This is a genomic window from Prescottella soli (assembly GCF_040024445.1).
GTDB classification, from domain to species: Bacteria; Actinomycetota; Actinomycetes; order Mycobacteriales; family Mycobacteriaceae; genus Prescottella; species Prescottella soli.
Genome location: NZ_CP157276.1, coordinates 572673 through 588100, shown reverse-complemented (window position 1 = coordinate 588100; position 15428 = coordinate 572673). Strand labels below are relative to the sequence as shown.

13 protein-coding genes are annotated in these 15428 nt (G+C 69.3%); 6 read left to right on the top strand and 7 right to left on the bottom strand.

All coding sequences use genetic code 11. The features are described 5' to 3' along the window. Positions 1–6 precede the first annotated feature (6 nt). On the bottom strand, positions 7–2109 hold the full coding sequence (gene tkt, locus ABI214_RS02725; protein ID WP_348605902.1) for a transketolase: 2103 nt from the start codon (positions 2107–2109) through the stop codon (positions 7–9). 194 nt (positions 2110–2303) lie between these two features. Here tkt and ABI214_RS02720 point away from each other — a divergent pair, with 194 nt between their 5' ends. Continuing rightward, the gene (locus tag ABI214_RS02720; protein ID WP_348605900.1) at positions 2304–3299 is read left to right on the top strand and encodes a heme o synthase; all 996 of its coding nucleotides are present in this window, start codon (positions 2304–2306) and stop codon (positions 3297–3299) included. Between the two features lie 74 nt (positions 3300–3373). Here ABI214_RS02720 and ABI214_RS02715 read toward each other — a convergent pair whose 3' ends face one another. Then, on the bottom strand, positions 3374–4339 hold the full coding sequence (locus ABI214_RS02715) for a quinone oxidoreductase family protein (protein ID WP_348605898.1): 966 nt from the start codon (positions 4337–4339) through the stop codon (positions 3374–3376). Positions 4340–4421: 82 nt separating this feature from the next. Between ABI214_RS02715 and ABI214_RS02710 the strand changes: the two genes are divergently transcribed. Further along, positions 4422–4775: a hypothetical protein gene (locus ABI214_RS02710; protein ID WP_114722729.1), complete on the top strand. Its 354-nt coding sequence runs from the start codon at positions 4422–4424 to the stop codon at positions 4773–4775. A 72-nt stretch (positions 4776–4847) separates the two neighbouring features. Here ABI214_RS02710 and ABI214_RS02705 read toward each other — a convergent pair whose 3' ends face one another. The 5 genes from ABI214_RS02705 to mptB all read right to left on the bottom strand — a co-directional run bounded on the left by ABI214_RS02705 (position 4848) and on the right by mptB (position 11021). Next, complete coding sequence (locus ABI214_RS02705; RefSeq protein ID WP_348605896.1) at positions 4848–5822, bottom strand: COX15/CtaA family protein; 975 nt, start codon at positions 5820–5822, stop codon at positions 4848–4850. A 106-nt stretch (positions 5823–5928) separates the two neighbouring features. Then, positions 5929–7503 carry a hypothetical protein gene (locus ABI214_RS02700; RefSeq protein ID WP_348605894.1) on the bottom strand — a complete coding sequence of 525 codons (1575 nt, stop codon included), beginning with the start codon at positions 7501–7503 and terminating at the stop codon, positions 5929–5931. 67 nt (positions 7504–7570) lie between these two features. Continuing rightward, complete coding sequence (locus tag ABI214_RS02695) at positions 7571–8368, bottom strand: ABC transporter permease (protein WP_348605892.1); 798 nt, start codon at positions 8366–8368, stop codon at positions 7571–7573. Further along, complete coding sequence (locus ABI214_RS02690; RefSeq protein WP_348611187.1) at positions 8365–9288, bottom strand: ABC transporter ATP-binding protein; 924 nt, start codon at positions 9286–9288, stop codon at positions 8365–8367. Before ABI214_RS02690 ends, ABI214_RS02695 begins: the two co-directional genes overlap by 4 nt. Before the next feature lie 59 nt (positions 9289–9347). Beyond that, entirely contained in the window at positions 9348–11021 is a 1674-nt protein-coding gene (gene mptB, locus ABI214_RS02685; protein ID WP_348611184.1) for a polyprenol phosphomannose-dependent alpha 1,6 mannosyltransferase MptB, read from the bottom strand. 146 nt (positions 11022–11167) lie between these two features. On the opposite strand from mptB, the gene ABI214_RS02680 reads away from it, so the two are divergent. Genes ABI214_RS02680 through sufC form a run of 4 tightly spaced genes read left to right on the top strand, consistent with a single transcriptional unit; the run spans position 11168 to position 15427 of the window. Beyond that, positions 11168–11914 (top strand): helix-turn-helix transcriptional regulator, encoded by a 747-nt coding sequence (locus ABI214_RS02680; protein WP_348605890.1) that lies wholly within the window; start codon positions 11168–11170, stop codon positions 11912–11914. A gap of 59 nt (positions 11915–11973) precedes the next feature. Next, entirely contained in the window at positions 11974–13416 is a 1443-nt protein-coding gene (sufB, locus tag ABI214_RS02675; protein WP_348605888.1) for a Fe-S cluster assembly protein SufB, read from the top strand. Continuing rightward, a complete protein-coding gene (sufD, locus tag ABI214_RS02670; RefSeq protein ID WP_348605882.1) occupies positions 13416–14600 on the top strand; it encodes a Fe-S cluster assembly protein SufD in 1185 nt (394 codons plus the stop codon). The genes sufB and sufD overlap by 1 nt, the downstream gene beginning before the upstream one ends. Before the next feature lie 50 nt (positions 14601–14650). Beyond that, positions 14651–15427, top strand: coding sequence for a Fe-S cluster assembly ATPase SufC (gene sufC / locus ABI214_RS02665; RefSeq protein WP_348605880.1), 777 nt, complete (start codon positions 14651–14653; stop codon positions 15425–15427). Position 15428 lies beyond the last annotated feature (1 nt).

The window sequence follows — 15428 nt, the reverse complement described above, 5'->3', positions numbered from 1 at the left end:
GATGATTCATCCCTTCACACGTGCGAGGGTGCGGCGCGCCGCATCGGTGACCGCTTCGGCCGTGAAGCCGAACTCACGGAACAACGTCTTGTAGTCGGCGGAGGCGCCGTAATGCTCGATCGACACGGCCTCGCCGTCGCTGCCGAGGATCTTGTACCACGGCATCGCGATGCCGGCCTCGACGGTGACGCGGGCGCGCACCGACGGAGGCAGGACCTCGTCGCGGTAGGCCTGGTCCTGCTGCTCGAACCAGTCGAGGCAGGGGGCCGACACGACGCGGGTGGCGATGCCGTCCGCCTCGAGTGCCTCACGGGCGGCCACGGCCAGCTGCAGCTCCGAGCCGGTGCCCAGCAGGATGACCTCGGGGGTGCCGGTGGACGCCTCGGCCAGCACGTACGCGCCGCGGGCCACACCCTCGGCTGCCTTGTTCTTGGTGCCGTCGAGGACCGGGATGTCCTGGCGGGTGAGCGCGAGGGCGGTGGGGCCGGTCTTGTGCTCGAGCGCCGCCTTCCATGCGTGGGCGGTCTCGTTGGCATCGCCCGGACGGATCACCGACATGTTCGGGATCGCCCGCAGCGCCGCGAGGTGCTCGATCGGCTGGTGCGTCGGGCCGTCCTCGCCGAGGCCGATGGAGTCGTGCGTCCACACGTACAGCGCGGGGGTCTTCATCAGCGAGGCGAGGCGAACCGCCGGACGCATGTAGTCGCTGAAGACGAGGAACGTGCCGCCGTAGGCGCGGGTCGGCCCGTGCAGGACGATGCCGTTGAGGATCGAGCCCATCGCATGCTCGCGGACGCCGAAGTGCAGCGTGCGGCCGTACGGCTGGGCGTTCCAGTCCTTCGTCGAGATCGACGTCGGGCCGAACGAGTCGGAGCCGTCGATCGTGGTGTTGTTGCTGCCGGCCAGGTCGGCCGAGCCGCCCCACAGTTCCGGCAGGATCGGGCCGAGCGCGTTCAGGACCTTGCTCGACGCCTTGCGGGTCGCGACACCCTTCGCGTCCGCCTCCCAGGTCGGGAGGCTGTCGGCCCAGCCCTCGGGGAACTCGCCGGCGTGCAGACGGTCGAACAGCGCCTTGCGCTCGGGCTCACGCGCGGCCCAGGCGTCGAAGCCGACCTGCCACTGGGTGTGCGCCGCGGTGCCCCGACCCACGACCTGGCGGGCGTGTGCGAGCGCGGCCGGATCGACGTCGAAGCTCTTCTCCGGATCGAAGCCGAGGGCGCGCTTGACCCCGGCGACCTCGTCGGCGCCGAGCGCGGCGCCGTGCACGTCGCCGGTGTTCATCTTGGTCGGGGCCGGGTAGCCGATGATGGTGCGCAGCAGGATCATCGACGGCTTGTCGGTGACGGCCTTCGCGGCCTCGACGGCGTCGAGGATCGCCGAGACGTTCTCGCCGCCCTCGATCGTCTGCACGTGCCAGCCGTACGCCTCGTAACGCTTGGCGGTGTCCTCGCCGAGAGCGATCGCGGTGTCGTGCTCGATCGAGATCTTGTTGTCGTCGTAGAAGACGATCAGGTTGCCCAGCTCCTGGACGCCCGCGATCGACGACGCCTCGGAGGTGACACCCTCCTCGATGTCACCGTCGGAGGCGATGACGTAGACGAAGTGGTCGAACGGGCTGGTGCCGGCCGCGGCGTCCGGATCGAACAGGCCGCGCTCGCGGCGGGCCGCCATCGCCATGCCGACCGACGACGCGAGACCCTGGCCCAGGGGACCGGTCGTCATCTCGACGCCGACGGTGTGGCCGTACTCCGGGTGGCCGGGGGTGAGCGAACCCCACGTGCGCAGCGCCTCGATGTCGGACAGCTCCAGGCCGTAGCCCGACAGGTACAGCTGCAGGTACAGCGTCAGGCTGCTGTGGCCGCACGACAGGATGAAGCGGTCGCGTCCCACCCACTCGGGGTTCTTCGGGTCGTGGCGCATCACCCGCTGGAACAGCGTGTAGGCGAGAGGTGCGAGGCTCATTGCGGTGCCAGGGTGGCCGTTGCCGACCTTCTGGACGGCGTCCGCGGCGAGGACTCGTACGGTGTCGACGGCCTTGGTGTCCAGGTCCGTCCAGTCGGCGGGGTGGACCGGGTGGGTGAGGACGCGGATCTCGTCTGTGATCGACACGGGCAGATGTCTCCTGACATGGTTGTGCGTGGCGCCGTGAGGGTGCGGTGGGCGCTGGCGAGCCTCTTGTGCGTCTCTAGCCTAGTGTGCCCCCTGATTCGGGTCGATTCGGTTGCCGGGTATCGGCCGTCTACCATCGTCTGTAGTAGTGCAGTAGTCAGCAAGGATGTAGTCGCGTGGGGCAAGGAGACAGCGTGCGTACAGGGCATAGGCCGAGCGGACACGGCTTCGGCAGCCCCGGCGTCGCATCCGCTTCCGATTCGGAAAATTCTCGGGACACGTCGACGCTGCGAGGGCGTGTGATCTCGACGATCCTCGCGTACGTGGCGTTGACGAAGCCGCGTGTGATCGAGCTCCTGCTCGTCGCAACGATTCCGGCGATGCTGCTCGCGGACCGCGGCCACATCGACCTGGCACTCATTCTCAGCACACTGTTCGGTGGCTGGATGGGCGCGGCGAGTGCCAACTCGCTGAACTGCGTCGTGGACGCCGACATCGACAAGGTGATGAAGCGCACAGCGCTGCGTCCGCTGGCCCGTCAGGCCGTGCCGACGAGGAACGCGTTCATCTTCGGTGCGACGCTCGGCATCGCATCGTTCCTGTGGCTGTGGTGGCGGGCGAACCTGCTCGCGGGCTTCCTCGTCGTCCTGACGATTGCCTTCTACGTCCTCGTCTACACGATGGTGCTCAAGCGCCGCACCTGGCAGAACGTGATCTGGGGCGGCGCCGCCGGTTGCATGCCCGTGATGGTCGGCTGGGCCGCCGTCACCGGGTCGCTGAGCTGGGAGCCGGTCGTCCTGTTCCTGATCATCTTCTTCTGGACGCCGCCGCACACCTGGGCGCTCGCGATGCGCTACAAGGAGGACTACAAGGCCGCGGGCGTGCCGATGCTCCCGGTCATCGCCTCCGAGAAGCACGTCACGAAGCAGATCGTGATCTATACCTGGGCCACCGTCCTCGCATCGCTAGCGCTGGTGCCGGCCGCCGGATGGATCTACGCGGTCGTCACGCTGCTCGCCGGCGCCTGGTTCCTGTTCGTCGCGCACCAGCTGTACAACAGCGTCCGCGGCGGCACCCCCATCAAGCCACTCAAGCTGTTCCTGCAGTCCAACAACTACCTCGCGGTGGTGTGCTGCGGTCTGGCCGTCGACTCGGTCCTCGGCTGGCAGACCATCGCGCAGCTGTTCTGACGCAGCCAGTCGCCCGATCCTCGACGAGGGCCCCGGTCGTATTCGACCGGGGCCCTCGTCGTCGGTGTCGCGCGCTACGGCACCAGCACGATCGAACCGGTGGTCTTGCGCCCCTCCAGATCGCGGTGCGCCTGCTCGGCGGCGTCCAACGGGTAGCTCCCACCGACCCGGAGCTTCAGGGTGCCCGCCGCGATCGCGTCGAAGACGGCGCCCGCACGCCAGGTGAGCTCCTCGCGGTCGCGCACGTAGTGGGCCAGGGTCGGACGGGTCACGTACAGCGATCCGCCCGCGTTGAGGCGCTGCAGATCGAACGGGGGGACCGGTCCGCTGGCGGCGCCGAACAGGACGAGTGTGCCGCGGATCCGCAGCGACTCGAGGCTCGCGTCGAACGTGTCCTTACCGACGCCGTCGTAGACCGCCGCGACCCCTTCGCCGCCGGTGAGTTCACGCACCTTCTCGGCGAGCCCGTCACCGTAGCGGAGGACCCGCCAGGCGCCCGCCTCCCGTGACAAGGCCTCCTTCTCGTCCGTCGAGACCGTCGAGATGACCTTGACGCCCTTCGCGGCCGCCATCTGCGTGAGTAGGAGCCCCACACCGCCGGCGCCCGCGTGAACGAGGACCGTCTCCCCGGACCGCGCGGGGTACGCCGACTCGATCAGGTAGTGCGCCGTCATGCCCTGCAACAGCGCCGACGCGGCCTGTGCCGGAGCGACACCGTCGGGTACATCCACCGCCACGGCGGCCGGCACGACGACCTTCTCCGCGTAGCTGCCAGGTCCAGCGGCCCACGCCACGCGGTCGCCGACCCCGAACTCGGTGACGTCGGCGCCGACCGCGGTGACCACGCCGGTGCCCTCGTCGCCGGGGATGTACGGGAGATCGCGGGCGTAGGTGCCGTTGCGGAAGTACGTGTCGATGAAGTTGATCCCGATCGCCTCGGTGGCCACCACCAGGTCACCGGGGCCGGGTCGGGGATCGGACACCTCGGTGGGGGTGAGGACCTCGGGACCGCCGTTCTCGGACACCACGATTGCGCGCATGTTCTTGTTGTACACCCCGCCGTCCCACATCCAATGGGACTGCCGTGCCGGTCACCGGGCTACCGCACAGTAGTCTGTGGCCATGAGCACCGATACCCAGAGCACCGCTGCGGCCCCGGTCCTGCCCTCGGGCACGGTCGCCGCCATCCGGAAGTTCCTGTCCGAGCACGGCGGATCCGCGAGCGCGGTCATCCAGCCAGTGGGTCGCGCGGGCGTGCGGATCACGCTCGTCGGCGCCGACGGCATCCTCGGCGACCAGGTGGTCGACACGGTCGCGATCGCGAATGCGGTCGTCGCCTCCTTCGACGAGATCACCGTCTCGGAGTGGGACCGCGCGCTGACGAGTGTCGTGACCCCGCGCAAGGGCCACTTCGCGAAGATGGCGGGCTGGGTGGCCCACCAGACGCGCTTCCCCAAGGCGCGCAACGAACGCTGAAACACTCGAAGGCCGGGGTCCTGCACGTGAGCAGAACCCCGGCCTTCGTCGTTCCGTGGAGTGACGCCGGGGTCAGGCGGACGCGACTGCTTCGGTGTCGGCGCGTTCGCCGACCGGTTCGCGGACCCGGCCTGCCGCGTACAGCGCCGCGGTCGCCGCGGTGCAGGCGCCGGCGAGCGTCACGTGCACCGTGACCAGCGCGGCCGGCACGTGCGTCCAGAACTGCACCAGCCCGACACACCCCTGCACGACGACGAGCGCGATCACGACCTTCAGCCGCAGCTTCACCGCGGCGCTCGCCCCGACGGCGTACAGGCCGAACCCGAGGCCGATCAGCAGCGCAAGGTATCCGACGAGCATCTCGGCGTGCAGGTGCACGAGGTTGGTGATGTCCAGGTCGAGACGTTCGACCGTGCGCTCCGGTGTCTTGTCCCCGGCGTGGGGGCCGGCGCCGGTCACCATCGTGCCGGCCACCAGCGTTGCGCCCAGTGCGACGCCGGTGAGGGCCGTGAGCCAGCTCAGCTGCTTGGGAAGCGTGGTGACCTCGACGCCGTCGTCGGGCTGGGCGATCTTGTGGTAGAGCAGCACCGACAGCCACACCATCGCCATCGACACCAGCAGGTGCAGCGCCACCGTCCACCAGAGCAGCCCGGTCAGCACGGTGATGCCCCCGAGGACCGCCTGCGCGACGGTCGACAGCGGCATCAGCCACGCGTAGACCAGCACCTCGCGTCGGCGTCCTGCACGGGTGACGGCGAGGACCACCGCGGCGGCGGTCGCGATCACCAGGAACGTCAGCAACCGGTTGCCGAACTCGATCGACTGGTGGAACCACGGCGCGGTGGACGACGACGTCGGGACGAAGCTGCCCGGGTAGCACTGCGGCCAGGTGGTGCAGCCGAGGCCGGACGCGGTCACTCGGACCACCGATCCGGTGACCGCGATTCCGCCCTGGGACACGATCACCGCGATCGCGATCCACTTCTGGACCGCGAGGGACGGCAGCGGCAGACGGTTGACCAGGTTCACAAACCCGCGATACAGCACGCCCCGATGGTAGAGGGCCGTCCACTACACGCCGTCGTTGGGGTGCGCCTCCCGCGGGGAAACGTGCAGGTTATCCGGCCCGCGGGAGGCGCAATCGTGTGCGAGTTCACGATCCCGACGAGCCGCTCGACCCCCCGCTGCCGGGATTGACGGACACGATGCCCGAGATCGTTCCCTGCATGTACCGGCCGTCGTGGGTGATGAGCGCCGACATCTGCAGGGTGTCGCCCAGCATCGTCCCGGTGATCGTCTTGGTGGTCTTCACGGCACCGGTGTCGGGGTCGATCACCCCGTACGCGAAGCCGTCGAGCGGCGTCGTCATGTCGGCGCCCTGCCGGACCATCGTGTAGATGTTGCCGTCGGCCGTCGACAGGTGCGGCACGGCGGAACTGCGGACCTGGTTCTGCCACACGGTGGTGCATCCCTGGCCGTCGGCGTCGACGTCGACGCGCGTCATGCCGCCCCGGAACGGCGCGGACGCCGGCACCGCCTCGCCCGCCCCGGCCGGGACCGTCGGGTAGGGGTAGCCGTAGGTGCCCGCGACGAACACCGAACGCCCGATGCCGATCGGCGAGTTCTCGCTGCCGCTGCCCGAACCGGTGCTGCCGCTGACGCTGCCGGACAGGCTGCCGCCCGACCCGCCGGCGCTCCCGGTACTGCCCAGGCTGCCCCCGCCGTCGCCCGGCGGGAGGACCGGTTCCTTGCAGACCTCCTCGCCGGTGGCGGAGCGGTACACGAGCAGGTTCACCTGTCCGTCGGTGTTGTCGACGATCGTCACGTATTCCGACCCGGTCGACGGACCGAAGTAGGTGGGGGTCGATCCGGTGCCCCAGCTCAGCTGCCCGGGCTTGCGGGCCGAGCCGCGGTCGTAGGGCTGTCGCCAGACGATGTGGGGCTGGGCGTCCGGCCGGGCGCTCAGCTGGTACGTCGCGTGCGTCGAGGCGACCGACGTGCCGCCGGGCGACGTCGAGATGCTGTTCTGCACCTGCTCGCCGGCCGGCAGCGCCACCGTCCGGGCCACGCCGGCCGCATCGACGGTGCCGACGATGCCGCCGCCCGTCGCGAACCAGACGTTGCCGGCCCAGTCCGGTGCCAGGCCCGTGACGTTGTCCCCGTCGGGAATCGCGGCCGTCAGGTCGACGCTCGACTCGACGGCCAACGTCCACGTGCCGCCCGTGTGCGTGTGGCCGATCCGCAGCAGGTGCCGGGTGCCGTCCACGACAACCAGGCGATCGTCCGAGTCGAGGTAGGCGTATACGCCGCCGAGCAGGCTGCCCTTGGTGAGCTGGAGTTGGGCGAGCGTGCCGCCCGCGGGAACGGTCGGGGCGTTCGGATCCAGCAGGTGCACGGTCGGGTTCTGGCCGATCATCGTCGTGCACAGCGCGACGACCAGTCCGTCCGAGCCCTGCAGCAGCGTCGGGCACGCCGACGCGAGCGGGTACTGCGCGATCGAGACGGCTCCGGTGCCCGGCCCGGCGAGCGGCGTCGCATCGGACGATCCCGCGTCCTGATGCATCGTCGACGTGCCCTCCGGGCCCAGGTGCGGGTTCGGGGGAGCGAGTGGACCCCAGGCCGGGGCGGCGTCGGCGGTCATCGGTGCCAGCGCCAGGGCGAGCGCCCCGCACGCGGCGAGGGAGGTCCGGCGGAATCCGGTCATCAGAGAGGCGGTCACGCCGCACATTCTGATACTGGACGGTCGGACCCGGAAGCGTTTCGCCCGAGACGGGCCGAATGAACGAATACTCGTGTCAGGTGAACTTGAAAGTCCTGGTCGCGACGAATCCGGTCACGAGCGCCCACACCGCGAGCACCGCAATGCAGAACACGTTGATGCTGCCCGCGGTGGCGTCCTCGAGGGCTTGGGCGAGGGCGCCGGACGGGATCAGTTCCGCGGTGATCCGGACACCGGCGTGTAGTTGGTCGCCGAAGATGACGCTGCCGATGCCGGCCATCGCGAACCACAGGATGTTCGCGAGCGCGAGGACGATCTCGGCGCGCAGCGTGCCGCCCAGCAGCAGCCCCATCGCCGCGAACGTGACGGTTCCGAGGGCGATCACGACTGCGCCGAGGAGCAGTCCGACCACGCTGGGGCGCCAGCCCAGTGCGAATCCGATGGCGCCGAGCAGGAGGGTCTGCATCGCGACGACGATCACGACCGCGGCGCTCTTGCCGGCAATGATGCCCCAGCGCGGCAGCGGCGTGGCCCCGAGACGTTTGAGGGCGCCGTAGCGGCGGTCGAAGCCGACGGCGATCGCCTGACCGGTGAACGCCGTCGACATGATCGCGACCATCATCACGGCGGGAACGATCGTGTCGACGCGGTCGCTCCCGAAATCGCCGATCGGCAGCAGGGTCAGGCCGATCAGCAGGGTGATCGGGATGAACATCGTGATCAGCAACTGCTCGCCGTTGCGCAGCAGCAGCGTCAGTTCGAGCTTGGTCTGCGCGGCCAGCATCCTCCCCGGCGGCGCAGGCTGGGGGCGCGGGGCGAACGTGCCGTCGGCGAATCGGTTGTCGGCCAGGCGGTCGTGGTGCGTCACGCTCATCCCCTCAGATCCCGTCCCGTGAGTTCGAGGAAGACGTCCTCGAGGCGGCGCTGGTCGACCCGGATCTCCGTGGCCAGCGCGTCCTGTCCTGCGCACCACGACGTGACCGCCGCGACGACGTGCGGGTTGATCGCGCCGCGCACGACGTAGTCCCCGGACGAGACCTCCTGCACCTGGAACTCGGCCGGCAGCGCGGCGCGCAGCGGGGCGAGGTCGAGGCCGGGCGGTGCCACGAGACTCAGCCGACCCTCGGCGCCGGTGCGGGTGACCTCCGACGGCGTCCCGGACGCGACGATCCGGCCGTGGTCGATGATGACGAGTTCGTCGGCCAGCTCCTCGGCCTCGTCCATGAGGTGCGTGGTCAGCAGGACGCTGACGCCGTCGCGGCGCAGCGCGTCGATCAGCTCCCACACGAGCAGGCGCGCCTGCGCGTCCAGGCCCGCGGTCGGTTCGTCGAGGAACACGAGTTCGGGCCGGCCGACGAGGGCGCAGGCGAGGGACAGCCGTTGCTGCTGGCCACCCGACAGACGGCGGTACGGGGTGCGGCGGGCGTCCTGTAGGCCGAGGCTGCGCAGGAGCCAGTCGGGATCGAGCGGGTCCGCCGAGTACGACGCGACCAGGTCGAGCATCTCGCCGGCCTTCGAACCCGGGTACGCGCCGCCGCCCTGGAGCATGACCCCGATCCGAGGCCGCAGTGCCGCGGAGTCGGCGATCGGGTCGAGGCCGAGGACCCGAACGGATCCGGCGTCGGGCGCGACGAAGCCCTCGCACATCTCGACGGTCGTGGTCTTGCCGGCGCCGTTCGGGCCGAGCAGGGCCAGCACCTGCGCCTGTTCGAGGACGAGATCGAGCCCGTTGACGGCGCGGACGGTGCCGAAGGCCTTCTCGACGCCTTGGAGACGTACTGCCGGCGCACCCATACTCACGCCGTTTCCGACGTTCTGACAATCACGAGGAACCAGCGTAGGCCCCGACCGGATCAGGCTTGTCCGGTGGTCCCGGGCTGGGCCCGCCAGAGCAGCTTGTTGCGGGTGACGAGCATCAGCACGACGCTGGCGATCGCGGTGGCGACGGCGGCCTGGACGATCATGAACGGCTCGTACTCGGCGCCGTTGGGCATGAGGATCACGCTCACGAAGGACGAGAACGCGATCGCCGGGATCCGGAACACCGGGCGGGTGGCCCACGCCGCGAGCGGGATGACCGCCCACAGCAGGTACCACGGCTGCACGACCGGGAAGAGGAGGACGATCGCGCCCAGGGACACGCCGAGCGCCCCGACCGGATGGATCCGTCCGACCAGCACCGCGACCAGCATGCGCAGCGTGATGAAGGCGGCGATCAGTGACGCGATCGGCCGGGTGAGGCTCAGGACGGCGGTGGTGTGGTCGCCGAGACCGAGCAGCACGCCGACCAGGCCGGTACCGAGTCCGAGCAGTGTCGGGATCGACATCCAGCTGCGGACTTCCGTCGCGGTGCCGAGTGTCTGCGTCCAGCCCATCCCGAGCCCGCTCGCGACGCTCACGAAGACGGTCACCGTGATCGCCACCACCCCCAGTAGCGCCGCGGCGGACACGAGTGCCTTCAGGTTGGCGCCCCACCTGCGGGCGAGCGCCATTCCCACGAACCCGAGCGCGAGCAGCGAGGGGATCTTGATCGTCGAGGACAGCGCGATCAGGGTCGCGCCGGCCAGCAGCAGAAGCAGGGCCCTTCCGCGAATCGGATCGGTGCCCTCCACGGCCCGCAGGGCGAGCTCGACACCGGCGAGCATCAGGCCGATCATCAGGGCCTCGTTGTGGATGCCGGCGACGAGGTGGAAGAGCACGAGCGGGTTGAGGGCGCCGAGCCAGAGCGCGCCGACGGCCGAGACGCCGCAGCGCCGCGCGAGCCGGGGCAGGGCCCACACGATCATCGCGACGCCGGCGAGCGCGAGCAGTCGGTGCAGGAAGATCCCGGCGACGATGTTGTCGCCGGTGAGCCAGGTGATCCCGCGTCCCATCCAGAGGAACAGTGGGCCGTAGGGCGCCGGGGTGTCGCGCCAGATGGTGGGGACGGTCCGGGTCAGGACGTTGTCGACGCCGAGCGCGCCGGCGGGGCCGATCTCGTACGGATCGAGGCCGCGCGCGGTGATCTCGCTCTGCGCGAGGTACGAGTAGACGTCGCGACTGAACATCGGCGGCGCGACTGTGAGAGGTATCACCCACAGCAGCATGGTGCGGTCCAGCTGCGATCGACTCAGCTGCCGCGGCGGGCGTCCGCCACGGAGGCTGCCGACCGCGAAGCGGCCCAGCAACAGCCACGCGAGGACCACCATGACGGTGCCGGTCATGGCCATGCTCAGTGTTGCACTCGGCATGCGCGCCGGCAGTCCCAGCACGCGCAGGCCCTGGACGGGGTTCTGCAGAACCGGCTGCGCTCCGGCTCCCAGCGCGCCGACGGCCATGAGCACCGCGCCGGTGGCGCCGAACAGGCGTATCCAGTGCAGTTGGCGGGTTTCGGCCGCGTCGAGGCCGGGGGCCTCGGTCTCGTCGCCGTGGAGGGCGTCGGCTACCGACGGTCGGGGGGAGCGCCCGTCGATCCCGAGCGCACGCTTGGCGAAGAGCGTGGCCCGATCGACCCGGGACCGGGCCGGGGCTTCCGACTCGTGATCCATCTCGGTCTGCGGCACACGGTGCAGCGTAGCGGTGTGAACGGAGTGCTCCAGCCAGGGCTGAGCCGCCGCGGTCGCGGCCGGTGTGGCGCCGATTACAGAGGGCACCCTTCGTAGACCGGCGCGTCGAATTCCGTCACACTGGTGTTGTGAAATCGGAAGCGGCCCGACGCTCGAGCGGAGAAAGTGCAGGTCACGAACCTGTTCAGGTCTCCGCGGGTTCGTCGCTGCCCGTTACCGGCGCGCACGAAGGGCACACCCGCGCCGCGGTGGTGCAGTTGCTCCTCGAGGAGGGGCCGATCTCGGCCACCGACATCGGAGCCCGGCTCGGCCTCAGCGCCGCCGGTGTCCGACGGCACCTGGACGTGCTCATCGAGGCGGGCGAGGCGCAGGAGGCCAGCGCGGCCAGCTGGCGCCAGCGTGGCCGCGGTCGCCCGGCGAAGCTGTTCCAGATCACCGCGGCAGGTCGCGGGAAGCTCGGTCACACGTACGACGACCTCGCGGGTGCGGCGATGCGGCAGCTGCGCGAGATCGGTGGCGACGCGGCCATCGAGGACTTCGCTCGACGTCGGGTGCAGTCCATCGTCCGTGAGGTCGAGCCGGTGGGCGACGGAGAACCCGAGGACGTCGAGTCCACGGCGGAGGAGATCGCGGAGGCGTTCACCTCGGCGGGATTCGCCGCGTCGATCCGGCCGGTCGGCAACGGTGTGCAGATCTGTCAGCACCACTGCCCGGTGTCGCACGTCGCCGAGGAGTTCCCCGAACTGTGCGAGGCGGAGCGGGCGGCGTTCGCCGAACTGCTCGGACGCCACGTGCAACGTCTGGCGACGATCGCGAACGGCGACTGTGCCTGCACGACCCATGTCCCACTCGCAGTACCCCGCAAGACCTCCTAGATGTTCTCCCCGGTGGACAGCTCACACCGGTACGTAACAAGACTCCGGAAGGAGCTCGCATGACCGTCACACCAGACCAGGTGACACCCGAGGCGCTCTCTCAAGAAGAGACGATCGCCTCGCTGGGCAACTACGAGTACGGCTGGTCGGATACCGACGTCGCCGGTGCCAGTGCGCAGCGAGGGCTGTCCGAGGACGTCGTGCGGGACATCTCCGCGAAGAAGAACGAGCCCGACTGGATGCTCGACATCCGCCTCAAGGCGCTGCGCACCTTCGACAAGAAGCCGATGCCGCACTGGGGTTCGAACCTCGATGGCATCGACTTCGACAACATCAAGTACTTCGTGCGGTCCACGGAGAAGCAGGCCGAGAGCTGGGACGACCTGCCCGAGGACATCAAGAACACGTACGACAAGCTGGGCATCCCCGAGGCGGAGAAGCAGCGGCTGATCGCCGGTGTGGCGGCGCAGTACGAGTCCGAGGTGGTGTACCACCAGATCCGCGAGGACCTCGAGTCCCAGGGCGTGATCTTCCTCGATACCGACTCGGGTCTGCGTGAGCACCCGGAGATCTTCCGCGAGTACTTCGGATCGGTCATCCCCGCCGGCGACAACAAGTTCTCCGCGCTGAACACCGCCGTCTGGTCGGGTGGATCGTTCATCTACGTCCCGCCGGGCGTGAAGGTCGACATCCCGCTGCAGGCCTACTTCCGGATCAACACCGAGAACATGGGCCAGTTCGAGCGCACGCTGATCATCGTCGACGAGGGCGCTTCCGTGCACTACGTCGAGGGCTGCACCGCGCCGATCTACAAGTCCGACTCGCTGCACTCGGCGGTCGTCGAGATCATCGTCAAGAAGGGCGGCCACTGCCGCTACACGACGATCCAGAACTGGTCGAACAACGTCTACAACCTGGTGACCAAGCGCACCAAGGTCGAGGCGGGCGGTTCGATGGAGTGGATCGACGGCAACATCGGCTCGAAGGTCACGATGAAGTACCCGGCCGTGTGGATGATGGGCGAGCACGCCCGCGGCGAGGTCCTCTCCGTCGCGTTCGCCGGTGAGGGTCAGCACCAGGACACCGGCGCGAAGATGCTGCACCTGGCGCCGCACACGTCGTCGACGATCGTGAGCAAGTCCGTCGCCCGTGGCGGCGGCCGCGCGTCGTACCGCGGCCTGGTCCAGGTCAACAAGGGCGCCCACGGGTCGAAGGCGACCGTCAAGTGTGACGCCCTGCTGGTCGACCAGATCAGCCGCTCCGACACCTACCCGTACGTCGACGTCCGCGAGGACGACGTGACGATGGGCCACGAGGCGACGGTGTCGAAGGTCAGCGACGACCAGTTGTTCTACCTCATGAGCCGCGGTCTGACCGAGGACGAGGCCATGGCCATGGTGGTGCGAGGGTTCGTCGAGCCCATCGCCAAGGAGCTGCCGATGGAGTACGCCCTCGAGCTCAACCGCCTGATCGAACTGCAGATGGAAGGGGCGGTGGGCTAGTGAGCACCCCCGTGACGGGAGTACAGGGCGCGGCGGCCGGCGAGAACGCCGTCCCCGCAACCAACAAGGGTGAGGTCTTCACCTCGTTCGACGTGAACGCGTTCGAGGTGCCCGGTGGCCGCGACGAGGCGTGGCGGTTCACCCCGCTGCGCCGGCTGCGCGGCCTGCACGACGGCACCGCCGTCGCGTCGGGCAAGGCGACCGTCGAGGTCGTCGGCGACGTCTCCGTCGAGACCGTCGGCCGCGACGACGCCCGGCTGGGCCAGGGTGGCGTCCCGTTCGATCGGGTTGCCGCGCAGGCGTACTCGTCGTTCGAGTCGGCCACGGTCGTGACCGTCGGCCGCGAGACCGAGGTTGCGGCCCCGGTGCACATCAAGGTCACCGGCCCGGGTGAGGGCGCGGTGGCGTTCGGGCACCTGCAGATCCGGCTCGAGGAGTTCGCGAAGGCCACTGTCGTCCTCGATCAGAAGGGCAGCGGAACCTACGCGGAGAACGTCGAATTCGTGCTCGGCGACAGCGCGTCGCTGACCGTCGTCGCGGTCCAGGACTGGGCGGACGACACGGTCCACACCGCCGCGCACCACGCGATGCTCGGCCGCGACGCGGTGCTGCGGCACACGTCGGTGAGCCTCGGCGGCGACCTCGTCCGGATCACCCCGACCGTCAAGTACTCCGGCCCCGGCGGCGACGCCGAGCTGCTCGGCCTGTACTTCGCCGACGCGGGCCAGCACTTCGAGCACCGTCTGCTGGTGGATCATTCGCAGCCGCACTGCAAGTCCAACGTCGTGTACAAGGGTGCGCTGCAGGGCGATCCGGAGTCGGGCAAGCCGGACGCGCACACCGTGTGGATCGGCGACGTGCTGATCCGCGCCGAGGCGGAGGGCACCGACACGTTCGAGCTCAACCGCAACCTCGTGCTCACCGACGGCGCGCGTGCCGATTCGGTGCCGAACCTCGAGATCGAGACCGGTGAGATCGTCGGTGCCGGACACGCCAGCGCGACGGGACGTTTCGACGACGAGCAGCTGTTCTACCTGCGGGCCCGGGGCATCCCCGAGGATCAGGCCCGGCGGCTGGTCGTGCGTGGCTTCTTCCACGAGATCATCAACCGCATCGCCGTTGCGGAGGTGCGCGAGCGCCTCGAGGCCGCCGTCGAGGCCGAACTGGCCGCGGTCGGCGCCTGATCCGCCGCCTCTCCACCGATACTTCGCCGATAACCCGCATAGGAAATCGAATGTCTACGCTTGAAATCCGCGACCTGCACGTCAACGTCGCCAACTCGGACGAGAACGCCGAGCCGATCAACATCCTCAAGGGTGTGAACCTGACCGTCAGCTCGGGGGAGACCCACGCCATCATGGGCCCCAACGGCTCGGGCAAGTCCACCCTGTCGTACGCGATCGCCGGCCACCCCAAGTACGAGGTGACCTCCGGCTCCATCACCCTGGACGGCGAGAACGTCCTGGAGATGAGCGTGGATGAAAGGGCCCGTGCTGGTCTTTTTCTTGCCATGCAGTACCCGGTCGAGGTGCCCGGCGTCTCGATGTCGAACTTCCTGCGCACCGCAGCCACCTCCGTCCGCGGCGAGGCGCCGAAGCTGCGCCACTGGGTCAAGGAAGTCAAGGAGGCGATGACCGAGCTCGAGATCGATCCGACGTTCGGTGAGCGCAGCGTCAACGAGGGCTTCTCGGGCGGCGAGAAGAAGCGCCACGAGATCCTGCAGCTGGGTCTGATCAAGCCGAAGATCGCGATCCTCGACGAGACCGACTCGGGCCTCGACGTCGACGCCCTGCGCGTGGTCTCGGAGGGCGTCAACCGCTACAAGGAGCGCGAGAACGGCGGCATCCTGCTGATCACGCACTACACCCGCATCCTGCGCTACATCAAGCCGGAGTTCGTGCACGTGTTCGTGAACGGGCAGGTCGTCGAGTCGGGCGGCGCGGAGCTCGCCGACGAGCTCGAGGCCAACGGCTACGTGCGCTTCACCCAGGCTGCCGGGGCAGGGGCGTAGC